The sequence below is a fragment of the Caballeronia sp. dw_19 genome (assembly GCF_018449515.1).
Lineage (GTDB): Bacteria > Pseudomonadota > Gammaproteobacteria > Burkholderiales > Burkholderiaceae > Caballeronia.
In genome coordinates, this window is the sequence record NZ_JAAVUQ010000004.1 from 109,374 (window position 1) to 130,742 (window position 21,369).

At 59.1% G+C, this 21,369-nt stretch carries 16 protein-coding genes and 1 pseudogene; 4 read left to right on the forward strand and 13 right to left on the reverse strand.

Features of this window, described 5'->3' with window-relative positions:
* From fliD to HB376_RS07310, 7 genes are read right to left on the reverse strand one after another with little or no spacing between them, the layout of a single operon-like run.
* Positions 1–1,362, reverse strand: a complete 1,362-nt coding sequence (gene fliD / locus HB376_RS07280) for a flagellar filament capping protein FliD (RefSeq protein WP_213762757.1) — start codon at positions 1,360–1,362, stop codon at positions 1–3.
* Complete coding sequence (locus HB376_RS07285) at positions 1,359–1,838, reverse strand: flagellar FliJ family protein (protein WP_213762758.1); 480 nt, start codon at positions 1,836–1,838, stop codon at positions 1,359–1,361. The genes fliD and HB376_RS07285 overlap by 4 nt, the downstream gene beginning before the upstream one ends.
* Positions 1,835–3,136, reverse strand: a complete 1,302-nt coding sequence (gene fliI, locus HB376_RS07290; protein WP_213762759.1) for a flagellar protein export ATPase FliI — start codon at positions 3,134–3,136, stop codon at positions 1,835–1,837. Before fliI ends, HB376_RS07285 begins: the two co-directional genes overlap by 4 nt.
* Positions 3,129–3,821 carry a FliH/SctL family protein gene (locus HB376_RS07295; RefSeq protein ID WP_213762760.1) on the reverse strand — a complete coding sequence of 231 codons (693 nt, stop codon included), beginning with the start codon at positions 3,819–3,821 and terminating at the stop codon, positions 3,129–3,131. Before HB376_RS07295 ends, fliI begins: the two co-directional genes overlap by 8 nt.
* A complete protein-coding gene (locus tag HB376_RS07300) occupies positions 3,821–4,852 on the reverse strand; it encodes a FliG C-terminal domain-containing protein (protein WP_213762761.1) in 1,032 nt (343 codons plus the stop codon). Before HB376_RS07300 ends, HB376_RS07295 begins: the two co-directional genes overlap by 1 nt.
* On the reverse strand, positions 4,836–6,476 hold the full coding sequence (fliF, locus tag HB376_RS07305; RefSeq protein WP_346730454.1) for a flagellar basal-body MS-ring/collar protein FliF: 1,641 nt from the start codon (positions 6,474–6,476) through the stop codon (positions 4,836–4,838). Before fliF ends, HB376_RS07300 begins: the two co-directional genes overlap by 17 nt.
* Before the next feature lie 13 nt (positions 6,477–6,489).
* Positions 6,490–6,795, reverse strand: coding sequence for a flagellar hook-basal body complex protein FliE (locus tag HB376_RS07310; protein ID WP_213762762.1), 306 nt, complete (start codon positions 6,793–6,795; stop codon positions 6,490–6,492).
* 280 nt (positions 6,796–7,075) lie between these two features.
* Between HB376_RS07310 and HB376_RS07315 the strand changes: the two genes are divergently transcribed.
* Positions 7,076–8,380 carry an MFS family transporter gene (locus HB376_RS07315; protein ID WP_213762763.1) on the forward strand — a complete coding sequence of 435 codons (1,305 nt, stop codon included), beginning with the start codon at positions 7,076–7,078 and terminating at the stop codon, positions 8,378–8,380.
* A 144-nt stretch (positions 8,381–8,524) separates the two neighbouring features.
* Positions 8,525–10,078, forward strand: a complete 1,554-nt coding sequence (locus HB376_RS07320; protein ID WP_213762764.1) for a methyl-accepting chemotaxis protein — start codon at positions 8,525–8,527, stop codon at positions 10,076–10,078.
* 735 nt (positions 10,079–10,813) lie between these two features.
* Here HB376_RS07320 and HB376_RS07325 read toward each other — a convergent pair.
* From HB376_RS07325 to HB376_RS07340, 4 genes are all read right to left on the reverse strand, one after another.
* Positions 10,814–12,805, reverse strand: coding sequence for a gamma-glutamyltransferase family protein (locus HB376_RS07325; protein ID WP_213762765.1), 1,992 nt, complete (start codon positions 12,803–12,805; stop codon positions 10,814–10,816).
* A gap of 398 nt (positions 12,806–13,203) precedes the next feature.
* Complete coding sequence (locus tag HB376_RS07330) at positions 13,204–14,550, reverse strand: MFS transporter (protein ID WP_213762766.1); 1,347 nt, start codon at positions 14,548–14,550, stop codon at positions 13,204–13,206.
* Between the two features lie 60 nt (positions 14,551–14,610).
* On the reverse strand, positions 14,611–15,693 hold the full coding sequence (locus HB376_RS07335) for a Gfo/Idh/MocA family oxidoreductase (RefSeq protein WP_213762767.1): 1,083 nt from the start codon (positions 15,691–15,693) through the stop codon (positions 14,611–14,613).
* Positions 15,694–15,859: 166 nt separating this feature from the next.
* Positions 15,860–16,420, reverse strand: a complete 561-nt coding sequence (locus tag HB376_RS07340; RefSeq protein WP_213762768.1) for a gluconokinase — start codon at positions 16,418–16,420, stop codon at positions 15,860–15,862.
* A gap of 159 nt (positions 16,421–16,579) precedes the next feature.
* On the opposite strand from HB376_RS07340, the gene HB376_RS07345 reads away from it, so the two are divergent.
* Entirely contained in the window at positions 16,580–17,608 is a 1,029-nt protein-coding gene (locus HB376_RS07345; RefSeq protein ID WP_213762769.1) for a LacI family DNA-binding transcriptional regulator, read from the forward strand.
* Between the two features lie 318 nt (positions 17,609–17,926).
* On the opposite strand, the gene HB376_RS07350 is transcribed toward HB376_RS07345, so the two are convergent.
* On the reverse strand, positions 17,927–18,757 hold the full coding sequence (locus HB376_RS07350) for a hypothetical protein (RefSeq protein WP_213762770.1): 831 nt from the start codon (positions 18,755–18,757) through the stop codon (positions 17,927–17,929).
* Positions 18,758–20,136: 1,379 nt separating this feature from the next.
* Here HB376_RS07350 and HB376_RS07355 point away from each other — a divergent pair.
* Positions 20,137–20,397: a hypothetical protein gene (locus HB376_RS07355; protein ID WP_213762771.1), complete on the forward strand. Its 261-nt coding sequence runs from the start codon at positions 20,137–20,139 to the stop codon at positions 20,395–20,397.
* 25 nt (positions 20,398–20,422) lie between these two features.
* Here HB376_RS07355 and HB376_RS40815 read toward each other — a convergent pair.
* Positions 20,423–20,638 (reverse strand): annotated as a pseudogene (locus tag HB376_RS40815) (3-hydroxyacyl-CoA dehydrogenase); the annotation flags it as partial.
* Between the last annotated feature and the right edge of the window lie 731 nt (positions 20,639–21,369).

Below are 21,369 nucleotides of genomic sequence, written 5' to 3' on the forward strand. Positions count from 1 at the left end.
TTACTTCCTCCCACTGAACACGGGCAGGTCATCGAGCATCGCGAGCGTCTGCTCCATCTGGGTGTTCAGGCTCTGAACCCTGGTGAACTGCGCAAGATATTGTTCGTAGATCCGGCCGTACTTGATATCAAGCGAAGAACTCCTGCTATCAATTGATTTCTGAACGGACTGAACAGAGTCCTGACGTTTTTTGATCTGGCCATCGGTGCTGGACAGCCAGCTTTTCAGGTACTTGTCCATGCGCCCGCTCAAGGCCATGTCGGAGCCGCTGAACATCGCTTCCAGGCCTGCTGGATTCTTGGCGAGCATCGCTTCGAGCTTGGTTTTGTCAACCGACAGCCTGCCGTTTCGATCGGCACTTACACCGTAGGTGAGCAAGCTCGCGCCGTCGACAGTCTGTCGCATCATCGTGTCCAGCTGCTGCTTCAGCGCGCGAATACCGGCATCGCCTGAAAACGGCCCGGCCGTCGCGCCGTTGCCACCGCTAGCGGTCAGATCGCCCAGCACTTTGGTCAGCGTGTTGTATGCATCGACGAATTGCTGCACGTTGTCCGCGGTCGCGGCGTTGTCCATCACCACGGTCAGCACGATGGGGTTATCACCGTCGCGCATTGCCTGTTTAAACGTAACGCTCACACCGTCAACGCCTGTAAACGTATTGTTTGCCTGCACGACGCGCGTACCCTGATCCCGGCCGCCCAGATAGAAAATCGCGTCGCGCGCAGCACTCAGCTCCCTCGTCTGATCAAGGGAGCCTTTCAGATCCGCATCGCCTATCTGGGTGGTATCGAGCGTGATTCGCCCTGCCTCACCCGTTTGCCCGGATGTCATCACCAGTTGCTGTTCGCCGTTGACGCTCACGACCGACGCGCTCACCTTGCCATCGTTGCCAACGGCCTGGTTGATCGCACGCGCCAGTGCGGCGGGCGTCACGTTGCCGTCGGTGTCGACGTTGGCGGCGGACAGGTCGACGTCGAACGCAGCGCCGTCGCCAAGCTGTACCGTCAGCGTGCCGGCACCGGCCGCAGCCACTGGCCGGAGGCCGCTGAACGACACCTGGTGCGCCGATGCGATCTGTTCGACGAAGAACGTATAACTGCCCGGCTGCGCCTTCGCGCCGACTGTCGCGCCGCCAACCGCCGGATCGGATAAAGAGGCGGAGTATTTGACGACGCCCGCGCCGGAAGAAGGCAGCTTGCCCAGCGCGGTCTGAAAGCTCTGGAGTGCTGATTGCAACTTGGTCAATGCATCTCTCGCGCTGGTCGCGTCAGCCCTCTGCATCTTGATGAGGCTGCGCGCCGAAGCGAGACGCATGTCGGCGAGCGCCTGGGCGTTTTCAACAGGAGTGTTCGGATTGATCATGGTGACCCTTCGTTTGAACGAATCGAATAAATGCTGTCGGCTTCGCGGCGTGCCCGGTACCAGGCCTGCGTCGCCAGTTGATCCTGCCGCTTCTGGCCGCGCTTCTCGTCAGCGAGCCGGATTGCATGACGCTTGCTGCACAGGGTGCGCTCGAGTGCCTCGTGTTTCAGCGAAGCCCTCATCAATGCGCGTTGACTCACTTCCATGTCAGCTTCATGCCGGGTCAGATCGCTGAGGTGCGTGTGAATCATCTCGACCAGCGACGATTTGAAATCGGCGCAATTGATGGACAGCGCAAGGTTCGCCATTCCGCTCTGGCCGAGGCCAGTCACCATGTCCTGCACGCGCTCCAGGCTCCTGCGATAGCGCTCGCGCAGCGCCTCCTTGCTCGCCAGCTCGACCTTCAGACGATCGCGCTCCCGCGCGCGCAGTTCGACGAGGCGAGCCAGGCTCACAACGGTCCGTTCGCCGTTCATGCGAGCAACGCCTCGAGTTGTGAAATCGCGTCGGCAAACGATGCTTCCTCGCCGACACCCTGCTGCAAGTACTGTTCGATCCGGGGATAGAGATGCACGGCCCGATCCGTCAGCGGATCGGCGCCCGCGACGTAGCCGCCGAGCGGAATCAGGTCGCGGACCTGCGCGTGCCGGTTGATCATCTCCTTGAGCGTGCGCGCTGCGGCGAGCTGCGCCTCGGAGGCCACCAGCGCCATGCAGCGGCTCACGGAGCGCGCGACATCGATCGCCGGGTAATGACCCTGCTCAGCAAGCGCGCGAGAGAGCATGATGTGGCCGTCGAGAATCGCCCGCGCCGTATCGACGACCGGGTCCTGCTCGTCGTCACCCTCCGCGAGTACCGTGTAAATCGCGCTCATGCTGCCGCTGCCCTCACCGTTTCCGGCGCCTTCGACAAGTTGCGGCAACAAGCCAAATACGGATGGCGGATAGCCGCGTGTCGCGGGCGGTTCGCCGAGCGCCAGCGCTACTTCGCGCTGTGCCATGGCGTAGCGCGTCAGCGAATCGACCAGCAGCAATACGTTCTCGCCAGCGTCACGAAAATGCGCCGCGATCGAGTGACAAAGTTCAGTGGCCATCAGCCGCATCAACGGGGACTCGTCGGCGGGCGCGACGACGACAATCGCTTTCTTCAGCCCATCGGGACCAAGCGCATGATCGATAAATTCGCGCACCTCACGGCCACGCTCGCCGATCAAACCCACGACCACCACGCTGGCCTCCGTCTGCCGGGTGATCATGCCGAGCAGCACGCTCTTTCCGACGCCGCTGCCGGCGAACAAGCCGACGCGCTGGCCCCGGCCCAGGGTGAGCGCACCGTTGATGGCGCGCACCCCCACGTCGAGAATGCCACGCACGGGCTGGCGTTTCATCGGATTGACGCGCGGAGGGCGCAGTTCAAGCGGCACTTCGCCGGCAAGCGGCCCGCGTCCATCGATCGGTTCGCCGAGGCCATCGATAATGCGGCCGCGCCAGGCCGGGCCGATCAGGATGGGCTTTTCGTCGGCTTCGGCTATCACGCGCGCACCCGAGGTCAGCCCGGTCTGCTTGCGCAGCGGCATCAGGTACGACACGTCCCCGCGAAAGCCCACGACGCGTGCATTGAGCCAGTCCCCCGAGGTGGTTTCGATACGCGTGCGCTGGCCGGTTTCGAATGCATAGCCGGTGGCTTCCAGCAACATTCCCGACACACCGCTCAGGCGGCCGATAGGTCTCGCGACCGGAACATCGAGATCGAGGTCGATGGCGGCGTTACGCATTGTCGACAGCCTCGCCGGTCGGATGCGGTGTTATGTCTCGCGGAGGCGCCGACGACTGGAGATGCGCACTGATCCGTTCGATACACAACGCAAGGCGCTGGCTACAACCCGCATCCATTTCGCGATCCCCCGCCTTCACGCGGCATTCACCGGGTTCGAGGCGGGCATCGGGCGCCAGGCGCCAAACGGCGGCCCGCTCGGGCGCGACAGCCAGAATGCGCTGATACTCACCGGGATTCAGGCGAACCTCCACGTTCGCGGGTACGGCGGGTACTTTAGGCATCTCGGCCAGGGCTTCGCTGACGAACTCGAGCAACAGTTCGGGCCGATGCACCAGCTCGTTACGAATCACTTGCCGCGCGACCTTTTCAACCAGCCCCGCAATCTCGTCACGCATTTCGCTGCGGTAAGCTTCCTGCAGCGAATCAAAACCCGAGATCATCGCGTCAAGCGGCTCGGTCAGTGCATCGAGTGCACGCTTCGCTTCAAGCCGTACCGCTTCCTTGCTCTCGGCATAGCCCGCCGCCTGGCCTTCGCGAAAACCCTCCTCGCGCGCTATTTGCAACGCTGCCTCCGACGGGGCGCTGTCGAACAACGGCAGCACGGCCGCAGCGGTGTCCGCAGGGTCGTGAGTACCCAGGCGGTGTGCGAGCGAAGGGAAGACATAACGGCGGTACTGCTTCATCACATCACGTCCTCGGCGACGAGTTGCAACTCGATCTCGCCGGCGTCAGCCAGTTCGCGCACCTGCTCCATGATCTCGCGCCGGGCCTGCTCGACGCGGCTCACCGGCGTTGGGCTGACGCGGCGCCGCATGTCTTCGAAGGCCTGCACCTGGCGCCGCGGCATCGACCGCAACAGCGTCTCAACCAGCCTGGCGTCTGCGCCCTTGAGCGCAAGCCCCCATTGCTCAAGCGGCACCTGCTCCATGATCGTGGCAATCGCCGTGTCGCTTTGCTGCGCAAGAATCGAGAAGTCGTACATATGGTTTTCGACTTCGGACACGACGTCCGGATCGCGCGCGCGCAACAGTTCGACCATGCGAGCGCGATCGCCCGGCATCCGGGTCATGATGTCAGCGGCTTGCCGCACACCTTCGACAGTCGTGCTTTGAATGCCGAGATTCGCGATGCACAGATCAACCACGACTTCGAGATCGCGCAGCAGTTCATAGTCGATTTCCTTCAGGCGCGCGATCTGCAGCAACACCAGTTCCCGGCGCTCGTCGGGCAGTGCCTGAATCACCTGGCTCGATTGTTCAGGCGGCAGGAACGCGAGAAAGATGGCTTGCATCTGGACATGCTCATGCGAGATACGCTCGGCGAGCCACTGCGGTTGCGCCCATTGCAAGCGGGCCATCCGTGGGCCGATTGCATCGCCATAGATGCTGTTAAGAACACTGCCGGCAATCACGCCACCAAGCGCCTTTTCAAGCGAGTGCTGCAGGAACGAGCGCGAGGCGCCTCGCACGCTGCTTTGCGCGCGGTAGGCATCGAAGAACGTCTGGATCGTGTCCTGCACCGCGTCCGCCTTGACACCGGTCATGCGTGACATGACCCGCGTGACGTCGAGCAATTCGTCGCGCGACAGACAGCGCAACACGGCCGCCGCCGGCTCCTCGCCCATGCTCAACAGTACGATCGCCGCTCGTTCGACGGACGTCATCTCCGGCGAGCGCAGCGACGCGCTCACGCCCGTGCTAATCGGATTGTCCATCTTTGCGTATCCAGGGTTTGATGACTTCGGCGACCCGTTCCGGGTCCTGGCCAACCATGGCTCTCAGGTGCTCGACGAGTACGTCGACGTCTGAACCTATGGGTGGCAGCTTGATTTCTGTGAGTAGCGGCAGTGCCACGGAAGAACTTGTGCCGGCCATCGCCGTCACGTCGTCCGGTGCGGGCAGCGCAGGCACCATCGCCTCGTCTGCAGCCCGGCGCGGCGGATCCTGTTGCTTGGCGACCCATTGCCGCAAAATCCTGATCAGTGGACGCAGAACCAGCAGGAAGGCCAACAGGGCAAGCAACGCATAGCCGGCATACGATCCGATCGTCACGAGGTTGTCGCGTTCGCGCCACCACGGCACCTCCTCAACCGGCGGTGCGGGCTGGAAACTCAACCCGGAGACCAGAAGCTGATCGCCTCGTTCGCTATCAATACCAAGCCCGTTGCGCAAAATGCTTTCGATGTTGGCAAGCTGGTCGCGGGTCCACGTTTTACCGCCTGCCGGCGCAATGGCATCGTTCAAGACGACAGCCACGCTCATGCGCTTTATGACCGTCGGCGCACGCCTGGTCTGCACGACGCTGCGGTCGTACGCGTATTGACGCGTGGTCGCGTTTCTCTGCGAGCGTGGCCCTTCACCGGCGTCGCTTGCCGGCCTTGCCACGGCAGGACGGTTCGACAGCGATCCCGGCACACCCAGTGCCGGCGCTCCAACGTCGTCCTCCTTACGCGTCGCTTCCTGCGTCACCTTGGGCGCTTCGCCATATTGCTCGCGGGTTTCTTCGATGCGATCGCGATTGAGTTCGACCGCAACGCTTGCCCTGAAATTTCCATCGCCCAAGGCTGGCGCCAAAAGCGTCTGGATGTTGCGCAACGCGTCGTCGCGCATGCGTGCGCCGACTTCCTGCTCCGCTGGCGAGCCGCCCCCCTGATCCGATGCCGACAGGTAATGCCCTGCCTGATCCACCACCGCCACGCGCGCCGGGTCGAGATTGGCGACACTGCCGGCGACCATGGCTACGATGGCCGAGACCTGCTCGGCCGAGAGCGTACGGCCCGGTTTGAGTCTCAGCACGACCGACGCGGAACTCTTGTCGCCATCGCCGAGAATGAACGATGACGATTTCGCGATGGACAGATGGACGCGAGCCGACTCCACGGGCTCCAGCGTCACGATGCTTTGCGTAAGCTCGCCCTCAAGCCCCCGCCGGAACCGAATGTCCTGCACGAACTGGTTCACGCCGAGAGGATCGCTTTTGTCGGCCTGCTCAAGCCCGGCGGGCAACCTCGCTATCACGCCTTTGGCCGCGAGCAGCATGCGCACTCGCCCCAGCATGTCTTCGGGCACCAGCACCTGGCCGCTGTCCGGATGGATGCGATACGCAATCTTCTCCTCGTCGAGGACCGACATCATGTCAGCAGCCGGGACGGTTTCCCGCGCACCGAACAACGGCTTGTAGCGGGAGTCCTGGTACTGCAGGAACATCATCGCGAGCGCAGTCAACCCGATCGTCAGCAGGACGAGGGGCAGCAGCTTCGTGACAGACGTGGAAGCAGGCAGTGCGAGTCTTCCCTTCGAGAAAAGCCCGGTAGCACGGGACTTGATGGTGTCGAGCACAGATCAGGTCTCGTCAGATTGGCATCTTGATGACATCGTCGAACGCTCCCATCAGCTTGTTGCGAACCTGGATCAACATCGAGAACGACAGGCTGGCCTGCTGACTGGCCAGCATGGCGCCGATCAGGTCATCGCTCTGCCCGCTGTCGACGGCAGCCGCTTTTTGTTGAGCCGCGTGTTGCTGGCCATCCGCGTGTTCGAACGCGCTCTTCATCGTGTGGGCGAACCCCGCCTCTGTTCCCGTCAGGTCGTCCCCTGCAGCGTCGCTCGGCTTCGTGTCGACGGCGTCAATGCTCGGGATGGAAAGGTCAATCTTCATGTGGGCTCCCGAAGTTGAATCTGATGCACCAGCGAATTCTGTAGGTCACCGCGCCCACCCGCGATAAACCTCAAAGGAAGCTTAAAAGCGGGCCCTTTGTGACAAACACATGTCCGAGTAAATATTACGAAGATTACATATTTCATGCCGGGACGCTATGATGTCGCCGCCCGATCGGCACACCGGCGTCAGCCGGGTTCTGCATTGTTCGGCGCGCAAGCAACGCAGCGATTCGACTATTCGATATCAATGAACAAAGGCCTGAAAGGACAGATAGAAAATGACGGACCTAACTGACGCCCAAGCGGTGTCCAAGCAAGACACGCGCAGACGCATATTCGCCATCGTGGGAGCCTCTTCGGGCAACCTCGTCGAGTGGTTCGACTTCTACGTGTACTCGTTTTGTGCGCTGTATTTCGCACCCGCGTTCTTCCCCAGCGGCGACTCGACCACCCAGTTGCTGAACACCGCCGGCGTCTTCGCGGCCGGGTTTCTGATGAGGCCCATCGGCGGATGGTTCTTCGGCCGGCTCGCTGACAAGCACGGGCGTAAAACCTCGATGCTGGTCTCCGTCCTCATGATGTGCGGCGGCTCGCTTGTGATTGCCGTACTCCCCACGTACGCGCAGATTGGCGCCGCTGCGCCGGCATTGCTGCTCGTCGCACGGCTCTTCCAGGGGCTGTCGGTTGGCGGTGAATACGGAACCAGTGCGACCTACATGAGTGAAGTCGCCGTCAAGGGCAGGCGCGGGTTTTACGCGTCGTTCCAGTACGTCACGCTCATCGGCGGACAACTCTGCGCGCTGCTCGTGCTCATCATCCTGCAGCAGACACTGTCGGTTGAAGAACTGAAGGCGTGGGGTTGGCGCATTCCGTTTGTTGTCGGCGCCGCCGCGGCACTCATCGCGCTGTATTTGCGCAAGTCGCTCGACGAAACGACAACGGCCGAAAGCCGCCGGCAGAAGGAGGCAGGCACGCTGCGCGGACTGTGGAAACACCGGAAAGCGTTTCTGACCGTGGTGGGTTTTACCGCGGGCGGCTCGCTGATTTTCTACACGTTCACCACCTACATGCAGAAGTACCTGGTGAACACTGCGGGCATGCATGCGAAGACCGCGAGCAGTGTCATGACCGGCGCCCTGTTCGTGTACATGTGCATGCAACCGCTGTTCGGCGCGCTCTCCGACAAGATTGGCCGACGCAAGTCGATGCTGCTGTTCGGGTTCTTTGCGACCATTGGGACCGTGCCCCTGCTGCACACGCTCAAGGATGTCACGAGTCCCTTCATGGCGTTCGTACTGGTGACGATCGCGCTGGCGATCGTCAGCTTTTATACGTCTATCAGCGGGCTCATCAAGGCCGAAATGTTCCCGCCTGAAGTGCGCGCGCTCGGCGTGGGGCTGTCCTATGCAGTCGGCAATGCGGCTTTCGGCGGCACAGCGGAATACGTCGCGCTGTGGATGAAGCAGGCCGGCAATGAGTCGCTGTTCTACTGGTACGTCACAGCCCTTTGCGCGATCTCTCTGCTGGTGTCGTTCAGCATGCGCGATTCCTCGAAAGAAGGCTATTTGCGTCACGAGCCTTGAGGCAATTGCCAGACCTGTGAATGGAGTGCTGCGCGGCGGCGAAACCCGCTGCCGCGCAGTGTTCGTAAAGTGTCCTTAAGTCTTACAAAAACCTGTCGTTAACAGATTGTCGATACGACGTCCTCTTAACTCTCAGGCTTCGCCATGACTTTCAAAGACATCCCCATCCGCCGCGGCCTGGTCGCCATCCTCGTACTCTTCGGCGCCCTCATTCTCTGCATTGGTCTCGTGGCGGTAAAGTCACTGCAACGACACGTCGACATCTCTGACAGGATGATCACGGTCGATCAGGCAACCATCTATCTCAAGGACACCTACCTCAATAACCTGAAGGCGCGCAGCGCACTTGCGCGAGCGTATATCGCCATTACCGCCGGCTCGGAAGGCAGAGAAGGCGCCACTACCGCTGCCACCGGCTTCTACGCCACAGCCCGAAAATCCTTCGACTCCTTTTCCGCTATTCCGAAAGAGACCGACGCCGAACGCGCAGCCGCCCAGGTTCTCGAGCAGACGTTCAAGGCGCATACCAGTGTTTTTGATGACGTTTTTGTGGCCGTCAAGGCCGGTGAAGTTGAGCGTTACGTGACGTTGAACGAGGGACCCATGACCTCCACAAGCGTCGCGTTTGGCAAGGCAGCCGACGAGTTCTTCAAGGTGCAGGACGAGGCTCTGTCCGAATTGAAGGAGGAACGAAAACGCAGCGAACGGCAAATGCTCATGATCACGGGCAGCCTTGTCGCCCTCGCGGGAATCTTGATTGGGCTGGTCTATTGGGCACTTGTCCGCGTCGTCGTTCGCCCCCTTCAGGATGCAGTGTCGGCCGTTGGCCGTGTCGCAGGAGGAGATCTGGCTGCGCCCTTGCCTGCGCCGTCGCGCAACGAGATCGGCGCGCTATTCCTGGCGCTGGGCAATATGCAGAAAAGCCTGACCGGTATCGTCAAGGGCGTTCGCGGTGGGACAGACTCAATCGTGACCGGCGTGCGTGAGCTTTCCGCCGGCAATAGCGACCTTTCGTCACGAACAGAGGAGCAGGCTGCATCGCTTGAAGAAACAGCCGCCAGCATGGAGCAATTGACCGCGACCGTTCGACAAAACACCGAGAGCGCACTGCAGGCAAGCACGCTCGCAGCTCAGGCATCGAACACGGCACACGAGGGCGGCGTTGCTGTCAGGCAGGTCATCGAGACGATGCAGACCATCGCGGATAGTTCTTCCGAGATTGTGAATATCATCAGCGTCATCGAGGGCATTGCCTTCCAGACGAACATCCTCGCGCTCAACGCCGCTGTTGAAGCCGCGCGTGCCGGCGAAGAGGGCCGGGGTTTTGCTGTTGTTGCGAGCGAGGTCCGCAGCCTTGCGCAACGCAGCGCTTCCGCCGCGAAGGAAATCAAGCAACTGATTGAAGGCGCATCCGAGCGCATCTCGACCGGCAGCGCGCAGGTCGACCGCACCGGCAAGACAATGGAAGATGTCGTCAAGTCGGTCAAGCGGGTCACCGACATCATGGGCGAGATTGCTTCCGCCTCCGCCGAGCAGACAGTGGGCATCGAGCAGGTCAGCACGGCAATATCGCAGATGGATCAGGTCACGCAACAAAACGCGGCGCTGGTCGAGCAGGCCGCTGCCGCCACACACTCGCTCGAGGGACGGGCTCAGGAACTGGCGGAGTCGGTTGCTGCGTTCCAACTGGCCCGGTGAGCGTAGAACTCCGCTCTGGACGCGCGGAGGTGGGTTGCGATCCTGCGTCCGCCATTACGGGGACGATGTCGTCTCCAAGCCGCGGCGTAGGGCGCAATAATTTCGTCAATCCAGAATCCCTGTCAGGATAGGAAATCGTCTTTTTGCAGTGACAGTATTATTTCCACTCCCAACGAAATAACGCTGTCACTTCGCGTCGCCGGGCGCGATGGTGTTTGTCGTAGCTTGATTCAAAGTGGAAAATTCGGCAGAGGGATGCGGTTTCCAGTCAGCGGAAGGCAGCGAAGTCGAGGCGCAGGAGTCGACTTCGGGCCAATTGTGGTGAAGAACGATAATTTTATAATTATTTCGTTATCCTCTGGTTAGTCAAAAAATTAGCGCGTGGCCGTTGTCGCACAGGTATGACTTCGACCTTCAATGGACGGGCTACCAGGCGCCGCCTAACGTAAGCGTCAGTTTCCCAAGGCTACCTGATATTTCACAGCGAACGAGCAACCGTCAAAGAAGGTATTGAGCGCAGTTCCAAGCGAAACGGCCACGCCGCTTGGTTTAGAAAAGCCGGTTAGCGCAAGCTTCCGGCTTTTATTTTTCCGGGCGAATTCAGCCCCCCTTCCCTCTTAACGATCGTTTGAACGGGTCGTCGTTCACGCGTACAGATAGCGTACGCGCGAACCCCATCCGCAGACAGGAAGCTAGCCGATCTCGACCGCCAGCGCCGCTGCGCGGGTACGCTCATCAACGGGCGAAAGTATCTCCCAGCACGACGCCCTCGCGGCGTGGATCTGTGCCGCCCTGCAGGACGCTCGACTGATTGGCCCCTGTTCGAAGGATCGTATTGACGCCGCTCGCCTGAGCCGCTGTAGAGACGGTGTGGCCCAATGCGGCAAGACCGGTGAGCAACGGATCGTTCGCACCGCCGTTCGAACTGTTGATGTTGGGATGCTCGCCACCGACTGTCGTGACCGGGCTGTTGCTCGCGCCAAAGTCGACCAGATTCGCTGATTGCTGAGCGTCCAGTCCCCAGTCAAGCACGCCGACGACCGTCTTGACGACATACTGCGGAATCGTGCCGCCGCCGGGCGAGCCGGTCGCCATCACGAAGTCGCCTTTCGAGCCATCGGCAGCGATCTTGAACACGAGCGTAGGCGCCATCGAACTGCGCGGTCTCTTGCCAGGCTCCACGCGGTTTGCGACGGGAGCGCCGGCGGTGTCGGTCGGGTTCGCGGAAAAATCCGTGAGCTGGTTGTTCAGCAGGAAGCCGTTTGTCATGTGAAACGATCCCATGCTCGACTCAACCGTGGTGGTGGCAGTCACCACGTTGCCGCTGGCATCCACGATGGTGAACTGGTTCGTGCCGTGCTCGATAAGCGTCTTGTCCACGCCGAGAGAGACCGGACCGAAATTGCCTGCCGTAGCGGTGCCCATGCTCTTGTTGAGGTTGATCAACGTCGCCCGGCTCTGCAGATACGGTTTGTTAAGCAACGTGTTCCACGTGCCGCCCGGCGGCGGGACGAAATCGGTATCGGCCACGTACTTGTCGCGGTCGGCATACGCCAGCCGCTCGGCTTCGGTAATCAGATGGACGCCTTGAACGGTGGGCTTGCCACCTTCGAGATCGATTGCCGTGGGTTTTTGCTGCTGCAGATTGAAGTTCTCGAGGATGCCCAATGCGGACGCCACCGCGATGCCACCGGACGACGGCGGCGGCATGCCGCAAATCCAGTAGCTCCGATAGGTCGTGCAAATAGGATCGCGCTGTTTCGCCTGATAGTTCGCGAGATCGGCGAGCGTCGTTTTTCCGGGCGTGATCTTCGAACCGTCGGCGCCGGTCGTTGTCGCGATCTTCGCCACTATGTCCTGTGCGATCTGGCCGGAATACAGCGCGTTCGCGCCGTTGCTCGCCATGGCCTTCAGCGTACTGGCGTAAGCCGGATTTTTCAGCACCGTGCCGAGTGCTTTCGGTGACCCGTCCGCGTTAAGAAAGTAAGCAGCGGCCTCGGGGTCGCGGCTCAGGCTGCTTGCATTCGAAGCAATTGCGCCGGCAAGCCGTCCACCAATCGGAAACCCATTGGACGCGAGCGAGATCGCGTCGCCGAACAGGTCCTTCCACGCAAGCTTGCCGTGATCCCGCTGCAGCGCCTCGATGAGACGGGGCACGCCGATCGTTCCAATTGAGCGGCCGCTTGCGCGCGCGCTTGGCTGCGGCGCGGAATGGTCGCTGGCGTCATCAACGTAGCGAAGATAGTTTTCTGTCGCCGCGCCCGGTGCTGACTCGCGTCCGTCGTACGCCTGCACGGTCCTGTTCGATGCATCGTAATACAGCAGCACCCCGCCTGATCCAAGCCCCGTTGCTTCGGGAACGGTCAGCCCCAGCACCGCCTGCACAGCAACCGCCGCGTCGGCCGCGGTTCCCCCATTCTTGAGCACGGTGCAGCCCGCCGCGCTCGCATACGCATTCGATGTGGTGACCATATAGGTCTTCGCATAAACAGGCTTCAGGCCCGTGCGATAACCCGACGCTGCTTCCGGGAGCGACGGGTCACCCGGGAGATTGGAGCCAATGACAACGCTCGACCCGTTACTGTCCACCGCGAGACAACTCGCGTTCTGAGTGGGCGTTGGGGTCGAGGCCGATTGGCCGGTTTCTGAATCACCGCCGCAGGAAACCAGTAGAAGCGTGGCAGCGGATATTGCTGCCACGAGTGTGAGGTAAGGGTTGCTTTTCATCGTGCTTTTACAAGTCCTTTTATCGTCGAACTTTTAATGATCAGGAGCAGAGGCTAAAGCGGTCCGTCGGCATGAGCGCGTCGTCGCAGTATTTAAACAGCGGCGGAGCGTTGCTGTCGTGCGGTCCGACATTGCATCACAAGGGGCCGTCCGGATGCGGTAGAAGACCGGCCTTCAACAAGCCGACGAAATACTATCTGAAACATTACTAAAATGTTACGGAAAAATATTATCCGACTGCTTGTTAGCCAGTTTTTGTATAGCCGGCCAGTCCGCTACGCATGACTTGAGACAAGCTGGTACCTGAAACGACAGAGGCCCCGTTCAGAACGGGGCCTCTTACGACTACTGTGCTTTTGCAGCGATCAAACCTGCCGCAAAGTTAAGCTGACAAAGGTTTATCGAGCGGGTTGAAGTCCTTCGTTCTCAGACTTCGTTTCCGGCGGTGGCACGATAACTTCAATCTTGCCGACCAGGAAGATGTACGAAAGAATCCCGAGGATAGCGACAACGGATACATACCACATTGCATAGTGGAAATTGTTCGTGCGCTGCAAGATCAAGCCGAATATGATCGGCGTGGTAATCCCCGACAGATTGCCGCACAGGTTCAGGAAACCACCCATCGTTCCAATGAAGTTACGCGGAATGACGTCCGTAAATACCACCCAGCCGATATTGGCCACGTTGTTACCGAAGAAAGCCAGCGAGAGAATCGCAATGGCAATAACTGGATCGCTTTCGAAGAAGTTGACGAGGAAGATTAGCGAGGTCAGCGCCAGGCCGAGAATAACCGGGGTCTTGCGCGCAAACGTGACAGACTTTCCTTTCTTCAACAGCATGTCGCTCAGGAAACCGCCGGTCAGCATGCCGACCATGGCCATCATGAACGGAATAGATGCGCCAATACCGGCTTTAGCCAGACTTAGATTCAACGCCTTTTCAAGGTAGACGATAAACCACGTCATGAAAAACATCAGCGTGGAGTTATACGCAAACTGGGTAATAAACAAGCCCCAAATGGTTTTCTTCTTGAGGAAGTAAAGAATGTCGCTGGCCTTGACTTTGGTGCTGATCGAAGACTGGTCTTTCGAGCCATAACCGCCGCCGGCCTTAATCAGGTCAAGTTCAGCCGCGTTGGCCGTTTTGCTGTCTTTCGGATCACGATAAACGATTAGCCAGTAAATGCCGAAAATAACCCCGACTCCCCCTGTCGAATAAAACACCACTTCCCAGCCATATTTGTCGGTCAGGAATGTGAGAACCGGGGTGAATACCGCAAGACCAATATATTGCGAACTGATGTAGATCGAAGTAGCGCGCGCACGCTCGTTCTTCGGGAACCAGCTTGCAATGATCTTGGTATTGGAAAGGAACGAAGGCGCTTCTGCCAAGCCGATCAATGCCCGGCAGATAATCAGCATGGCAAACGACGCGCCAAGACTCGTGAAGATCACATGCGAAGAAAAGCCCATTGCGAAGGTACAGGCGCTCCACACCACAATCGCGGTACCGTAAAGAATTCTTGAACCGATTCTATCGAGCAAGTATCCGACTGGAATCTGGCTGGCGGCATACGTCCACGTAAATGCCGAGAACAGCAGGCCCAGTTGCGAGGGCGAAAGACCGAACTCCCCTTGAATCTTGCTCCCCGCAATAGACAGGTTCGCCCGGTCCATATAGTTAATTGCTGTCACCACGAACAGCAGAAATACTATGAAAAATCTTGACCTCGTTGCTTTCATGCTTGGACCTTGAAGGTATGGTAATTATTTCTGTTTCTATAAACGCCGCAGGATCTGTTTTTATTGGAGCGGAAATTTAATGACCTTATTTTCTTCGGCGCTGCGATAGATTGCCGTGAACAATTCCACGGCACGGCGACCGTCGAGTCCACTGACTAAAGGTTGGATACCGTTACTCACGGCGTTCAGGAAGTCGGCTATTTGTAGTTCATGATAAAAATTCATGGAATCCACCGACGCGAAGCGCTCCGCGTCCTGCTTTTTCCATGTGTCAAGATTCCCTTCCTCGCCGCTTATCGTCCAGATATCGTTATAAGGCGGTTCGGTGATGGACGAGACGCCGGCAATGAACATGGCCCCGCCGTCTGTTTGCACGCCGGCCGAAGCCCCATTATTTCCATGGACATGGACTTTCCCGTACAAGGCAGGATTTTGCGCATTGCTGACCAGAATATTGGCGATTGCGCCGCTCTTGAATTTCACCAACGCTGCCGCCGTATCTTCAACTTCAATATACGGGTGATTGACGTTTTTCCAGACGCCGTACACCTCATCCACTTCGCCCATATACCAAAGCAGCAAATCCAGTTGATGCGGGGCCTGATTAACCAGCACGCCGCCGCCTTCTCCTTCCCACGTTCCGCGCCACGGATCGCTTTCATAATATTTCTGGTCACGCCAGCCGAGCATGGTGACGCTGGCGATGGCGGGCAGGCCGAGCTTGCCTGCATCGATGGCGGATTTAATGCGCATGCACGGCTCATAAAAACGACGCTGGCAGACTACGCCGACCGTGCGCTTGTTTTCTTCCGCACATGACAGGATCGCGTCGCAGTCTTCAAGCGACGAAGCCAATGGTTTTTCGATCAGCACATGGCAACCCTTCTTCAATGCGGTGATCGCCACTGAAGCGTGCTGCGGATGGGGGGTGCAAATGCAGACCACGTCCACCGAAGCCGAATCGATCATCGCTTCTATGTTGTCAAAGGCCAATACACCGTATTGGTCGGCGAAAGCCTTGGCCTTGCCCAGATTGGTGCTGCATACGGCAACGAATTCAGACCCTTCAAGATTCGCCAACGCTTTGGCATGGAAGTGACCGACTTTCCCGCAACCAATAACCGCAGTTCTGAGTTTTTTCATAGAGTTCTGGATCTGAAACGCCGCCAAGAAACGAGCCAGCGCTTCGCAATCGTTAATTAGATGTTGCTTCCAAGTCGTCGACTTATATATCAAATCGGCTTACTTCTCCCGAGACGCGAATCGGATCGGGCGCGTTAATCAATGCACTAAAACTGAACTTGATTCGTCATGGACTCAATGTTTCAGGTAGCGCTATCTCGGTTGTTTCCTTGAGATTTTCAGTCCGAAACCATTCCGCCGCCGCCCGGCAAACGTCCATAACCGGCAAAGTCGCATCGGCGCTAAAAGTTTGCGGCTCACCAACCGGCGACTCCAGATCGGCAAACTGACTGTCAACCAGCGTAGCTGGCATGTAATGACCGCCGCGCGCAGCTACCCGTTCGGCGGCGACATCGCGCGGCAGGCTGAGGAAGACAAAGCCGAGTCCGGGGACGGCCCGGCGCAGGCGCTCGCGATACTTGCGTTTGAGCGCGGAGCAAGCCAGGACGGGGCGTTGATTCGTCGCGAGCGCGCGAACCAGCTCCGCTGCGAGCTGGTCGAGCCAGCCTGCGCGGTCGTCATCGCCAAGCGGTATGCCGGCGCGCATCTTGGTAACATTGGCCTCCGGATGGAACGCATCGCCCTCAATAAGGAAACCGTCGATTTCCGCCGCAAGCCCCGCCGCCACGCTGCTTTTACCGCAACCGGCCACACCCATTACCACCACTGCCGACATTGATTCGTTCATTCCAGCCTCATACCACTCAAAGATAGCGCTATCTCAACTATTCGCAAAAAACGGCCGCTCACGGCCGATCTACCCAGTGTTTATAACCTTTACAGCAGGGACGCTCACTGCACTTTCAGGTTTGTGCAACGTTACAGGTAGCGCTATCCTAGACAAATTATGACAAATACGACACACAGGAAAACCCGAAGTACGGGTCGGCCGACGCTAGAACAAGTGGCGCAGCGTGCCGGCGTCAGCACGATTACGGCATCGCGCGCATTGCGCGGTGTGAATACCGTCGCGCCTGACCTTGTGCAGCGAGTCAAGGACGCGGCGCAAGAATTGGGATACGTAACCAACGCGGCAGCGCGAGCGCTCGCGTCGTCGCGTAGCGACGCCGTCGCGGTGCTGGTGCCGTCGCTGTCGAATCTGGTTTTCGTCGATGTCCTCGATTCGATCCACAGCGTGCTGAGACCGCAGGGCTTTGAAATCCTGATCGGCAACTCGCATTACGCACGTGACGCCGAGGAGGATCTCGTGCGCCATTACCTTGCCTCGCCGCCGAGCGGGATGATCGTGGCCGGATCCGATCGCACGGAAGCGGCCCGGCGCATGATCGACGCGAGCGGCGTGCCCTGTGTCCATATCATGGAAATGTCGCGCGGCCCCGGCGTACATTGCGTCGGCTTTGCACAGACCGGTGCCGGGCAGGCGGCAGCCGAGCACCTGCTTGCGCGCGGCCGCAGGCGCAACGCGTTTGTCGCAGCGCAACTCGACCCCCGGATCATGCAACGTGGCGACGGTTTTCGCCGCGCCTTGCAGGAAGCAGGACTGTATGACCCGGCGCTCGAATTTTTATCGCCAGCGCCTTCTTCCGTAGGATTAGGCTGCGATCTGTTCGCGCAGATTCTGGAGCGGCGTCCGGATGTCGATGGCATCTTTTTCGGCAATGACGACCTTGCCCACGGCGCGCTGCTGGAAGCGTTGCGCCGGGGGGTATCGGTGCCCAGCGACATTGCAATGGTCGGGTTCAACGACTTGCCCGGATCGGCGCATTCGTTCCCCCGCCTGACCACGATCCGTACGCCTCGCGCTGAAGTCGGCCGGCGCGCGGCGCAAATGCTGCTCGCCATGATTCGCGGAGAGCCGGTGCGCGAGCCAGTGATCGATCTCGGCTTCGAACTTGTAGTGCGCGAGAGTTCCTGAGTCGATACGCTGCACAAACCGCATGCATTTGCTTATGCAGCGCGTTGCCGACGCCCTCACCGATGACCGCATTGATTCCGTCACTTCGCAATCGCGGTCGCGTAAGGCACGGCGTCTTTGAGTTGACGATTTTAATTTGCACTACAAACGAAGCGCCGTTATCAAAATATTTTTGACGCTCACGTTCGAGCACCTCTCAGCCGCGAGAACGATTACCGCGCAGTCACCTTCAACACTCAAAGAAGCAGCCGACGTCATGGCGCCGCGCCTTACCCTCTAAACTACCAACAACGTTCTTCAGGCGCGACGACCCAAATCCTAAGACGTCTTGACTTTCGAGACCACGAAGACGATACCGCCGGTATTGTCGGCTTTCACCGTCGCTCCATAAAGCGTGGTGGTGGTCGAGTCGTACAGCCCCATGCCGAGCATATTCAGCGAATTATATGTACAGGTGGTCGCGGCAAACGTGATGTTTAGATCGTATGCATTGTTCGTCAGATGAGGCGCGATCGTTCCGGAAAAAAAGCAACCGCTGGCACTGGCGCCAGTTACCGCACCCGTTGGAAGAACACTCATAGTAAGGTCCTCAGTACCGCCAGCCGTAGTCCCCACCGTGCCGGTATAAATGCCGGCCACGGTCGTTAAAGCGGGCGTAGCAGAAGACAGTGCACTGTCATACGTCGAACTGAACGTGGTCGCGATACCGTCGCCATTATGCGTAATGGTTCCGCTCATCGATGCTGCCGTGACATAACTGGCAGACAACGTGCTGGCTGCAACGCCTGTGCTCAAACCTGTGGTTTGCACCTGGTAATCCAACGCTGTCGACGAGCTGAAGCTTCCTCCCTTCCCGCTGCCGGTACCAATGATTACGCCACCAACCGGATTAGTTGTAGTAGTCGTGGTTGCTGCTGTCGTGCCGCTCGCCGGGACCACCGTAGTTGTAGGCAGACCACTATAAAAATAGTAGTAGGTGCCGTTGGTCAGCACCATCGACTCGATCACCCGCGAATCGCTGGTAGTGCCGTTGTAAATACCGACAAAGCTGTCAGGCGGTGGCGGAGTCGAGCTGGAACTATTTCCCCCTCCGCCACACGCGGTCAGAATGGACGTGAGCAGCACCGGTAGGGCCAACCGTTTGATCATATTAGTGCTCTTATAATAATGAATCGCCGAATAGTATTCGCCGATACGGCTTCCCCAATCGGGGCCGCCTAGGGATCGTCTGCAAACAATGCAGATTTACGTGCATATAGTGAAAAGGGGTATGCGCGTGAGCCGCTTACCTGCTGCGGGTTCACGGCCATCACATTCACAACAGACTTGCCTTTGTCCAGTTCGACGCTCCGGCGGCCTGCATTCAGCGATGCGATTCCTGTTTGAGCAGGATAGTGCGGATGGGGTTTTGCGATTCCGGGAGAAGGCATCGTGATTCGAAGGTGATTACAAGATATTTCCGTTGGCCGCCTCCAGGTAAGTAAGGAGGTCGGCCTTCGCGTCGAGACCTTTTCCGCAACCGCATGCGACGTCGGCGTGTAGTGGTCGTCTCTACGCATCTGATAGTTCGTAGCCAATCATTCGATGCATTTTCAATCGGGCTCATATACGCCCGTATGACTGGGGAGGAGCATCGCCTAGTCGTTTCCCCTTAGCGAAGCAGCGCCGGCCCCTTGCCGGATGCGTCGCGCGCTATACGGCCGTATAACGGGATTACTCCATCGAGGCATCGCGCGACCCCACCGTAGAATAGATTCTCCCTTCTGCGCTAACTAACCTACAGTCATCGCGATCAGCACACCTCCGATGACTTCGGGAAAGTTCCCCCGATACCTTCGTCCTCATCTCCTGTGCAGAACCGCGACCCAGTAGCAGGCCCTTCTCGTGCCCGCAAATTACTGCGCCTAACCGTGTTTCCTTTAATCGCCGCACCCTTTCAAAGGAATTAACCGTGTCGCCTGTTCTGCACACCTGGCTCTTTATCGGCGCCAACGCCTACGTTGAATTCACATTTGTCTCATGGCTGAACAGGAGCGTCTACCGGCGTACGGTCGACTACTCCGTGGTTTGCCTCCAGTAGGCCCGCGTGCTGTCGCCCTGCGGTTGCGCAATCACAGCCTCGACTCTTACTGACAAGAGGAAGAGCAAGACGATGTTGAACGATAACCCCCGCCATGCACCCATCGAACTTTCATCCGAGACAAATATTTCGTATTCTTCCCCTGCGCTCAAGAGCGCGGTTCCCGCAAGGTCCTGGCGCCCTCTCGCCGCCTCTGCGGGTATGGGGAGAATTGGCCGGTACAGGCCGGCACGCCATGAAGCGACGCCGATCGACCCGGACCCCTGGCGTCGCACACTCGCCGCGCTCCAGCAGTTCAATGCTGCGCGTGGCGAGTTCCCTCATGAGCTCATGTACTCGAGATTACGTGCGCGGCCGAACATGGCCCGCGCGCAAGTGCCTACGTTCACCGTGAACGTCCTTGCCATGTAATCAAACTTCGTGAAAAAGCAACGTCCCGAGGTGAGCCATGAATCCAGTCATCGAGAACGACATTCTTCACGTGAGCCGCATCATGCGTGCGTCCATTTTTCAATGTGCACCCCATGTGATGCGGCCTGATTACTGGCATGCCCGGCTGTCGTTGTTGCTGGAAGAGCCAGGGTTGCTTGAGATGCAACGATGCACCGTCATGGGGTTGCTCAGGGAGCTCGCAGATATCGAAGGACATCTTGCGGACGCCCGCACCGGAACAGCGGATGCGGGACTGCTCGCGGTAGCCCAACGATAACCGGCAGGCGACCTGACCAACGGTGTTGCTTGGCGAACTCGCGAATGCCCGCGAGCACGCTGGCGAGTCCAACCGTGTCGGCATACATCATCGGACCGCCGCGATGGCGCGGAAAACCATCACCCGTGCAATAAACGAGGGGGTGCAAAGCTATGCGCTGACGCACGACCTGCGCGCCTTCGTTAATCATGGCAGCCATATAGCGCCGGATAATATGAGGATTCGACCGCGATCGTGGGCTTTCATATCACGACGGCCTGGCCCCGCAAGATGATGTTGGTATGATTCCCCGACCAATCGATGTGGTCTGCAAGGTTTTGAACCAATAGCGGAGGCCGATCCAGGACACTCGCCGGCAACGCACGTCCTGGTCACGCGAACGAAATGAAAGCCCTGGAATTTTTACGACAAGCAGTTTTGCTGTGAGCTGACTCAAACTCAAGATGGCAATCGATATCACCGGCCGGACGTTTGGCAGGCTTACCGCTGTAGCACGCGAGGATGGTTCTCGCTGGCTTTTCAAATGTGCGTGCGGCGTCGAAAAGGTACTCAACGCTCAAAGCGTCAAGTACCGCAAGACTTTATCGTGCGGCTGCTTGCGTCAGATTGAAATAGCAGCCGGCCATCGCTTTGGCCAACTCACTGCCTCTCACTACGTGAATCACGGCAAGAACGGTGCACGCTGGTTTTTCCAGTGCGACTGCGGGTCCGGGAAGATCTTTGCGTCCAGTTACGTACGAAGCGGCCTCCGAACGTCGTGTGGATGCCGCGGGCGGGCTGCCAAGGTCGTTCGCGTGGAACAACCGGGCGCGGACGTCTGGCCGTTTCCAAAGTGGCCCAGGGAGCGTGGCGGATAAGCGGAGGATAAGCGGCCCTCAAGAGATAATCCCCTGCAGTCACATCGTGACCGGGTGATGCCATCTTGTCAGCGTGCGGTCACGGTGACCGCACGCTGCCTTACTCGTTTCCAGC

What these genes read in the sequence shown, in the direction of transcription:
- fliD (WP_213762757.1), bottom strand. Translation starts at nt 1,362, where the DNA reads ATGATCAATCCGAACACTCCTGTTGAAAACGCCCAGGCGCTCGCCGAC.
- HB376_RS07285 (WP_213762758.1), bottom strand. Translation starts at nt 1,838, where the DNA reads ATGAACGGCGAACGGACCGTTGTGAGCCTGGCTCGCCTCGTCGAACTG.
- fliI (WP_213762759.1), bottom strand. Translation starts at nt 3,136, where the DNA reads ATGCGTAACGCCGCCATCGACCTCGATCTCGATGTTCCGGTCGCGAGA.
- HB376_RS07295 (WP_213762760.1), bottom strand. Translation starts at nt 3,821, where the DNA reads ATGAAGCAGTACCGCCGTTATGTCTTCCCTTCGCTCGCACACCGCCTG.
- HB376_RS07300 (WP_213762761.1), bottom strand. Translation starts at nt 4,852, where the DNA reads ATGGACAATCCGATTAGCACGGGCGTGAGCGCGTCGCTGCGCTCGCCG.
- HB376_RS07310 (WP_213762762.1), bottom strand. Translation starts at nt 6,795, where the DNA reads ATGAAGATTGACCTTTCCATCCCGAGCATTGACGCCGTCGACACGAAG.
- HB376_RS07315 (WP_213762763.1), top strand. Translation starts at nt 7,076, where the DNA reads ATGACGGACCTAACTGACGCCCAAGCGGTGTCCAAGCAAGACACGCGC.
- HB376_RS07320 (WP_213762764.1), top strand. Translation starts at nt 8,525, where the DNA reads ATGACTTTCAAAGACATCCCCATCCGCCGCGGCCTGGTCGCCATCCTC.
- HB376_RS07325 (WP_213762765.1), bottom strand. Translation starts at nt 12,805, where the DNA reads ATGAAAAGCAACCCTTACCTCACACTCGTGGCAGCAATATCCGCTGCC.
- HB376_RS07330 (WP_213762766.1), bottom strand. Translation starts at nt 14,550, where the DNA reads ATGAAAGCAACGAGGTCAAGATTTTTCATAGTATTTCTGCTGTTCGTG.
- HB376_RS07335 (WP_213762767.1), bottom strand. Translation starts at nt 15,693, where the DNA reads ATGAAAAAACTCAGAACTGCGGTTATTGGTTGCGGGAAAGTCGGTCAC.
- HB376_RS07340 (WP_213762768.1), bottom strand. Translation starts at nt 16,420, where the DNA reads ATGAACGAATCAATGTCGGCAGTGGTGGTAATGGGTGTGGCCGGTTGC.
- HB376_RS07345 (WP_213762769.1), top strand. Translation starts at nt 16,580, where the DNA reads ATGACAAATACGACACACAGGAAAACCCGAAGTACGGGTCGGCCGACG.
- HB376_RS07350 (WP_213762770.1), bottom strand. Translation starts at nt 18,757, where the DNA reads ATGATCAAACGGTTGGCCCTACCGGTGCTGCTCACGTCCATTCTGACC.
- HB376_RS07355 (WP_213762771.1), top strand. Translation starts at nt 20,137, where the DNA reads ATGAATCCAGTCATCGAGAACGACATTCTTCACGTGAGCCGCATCATG.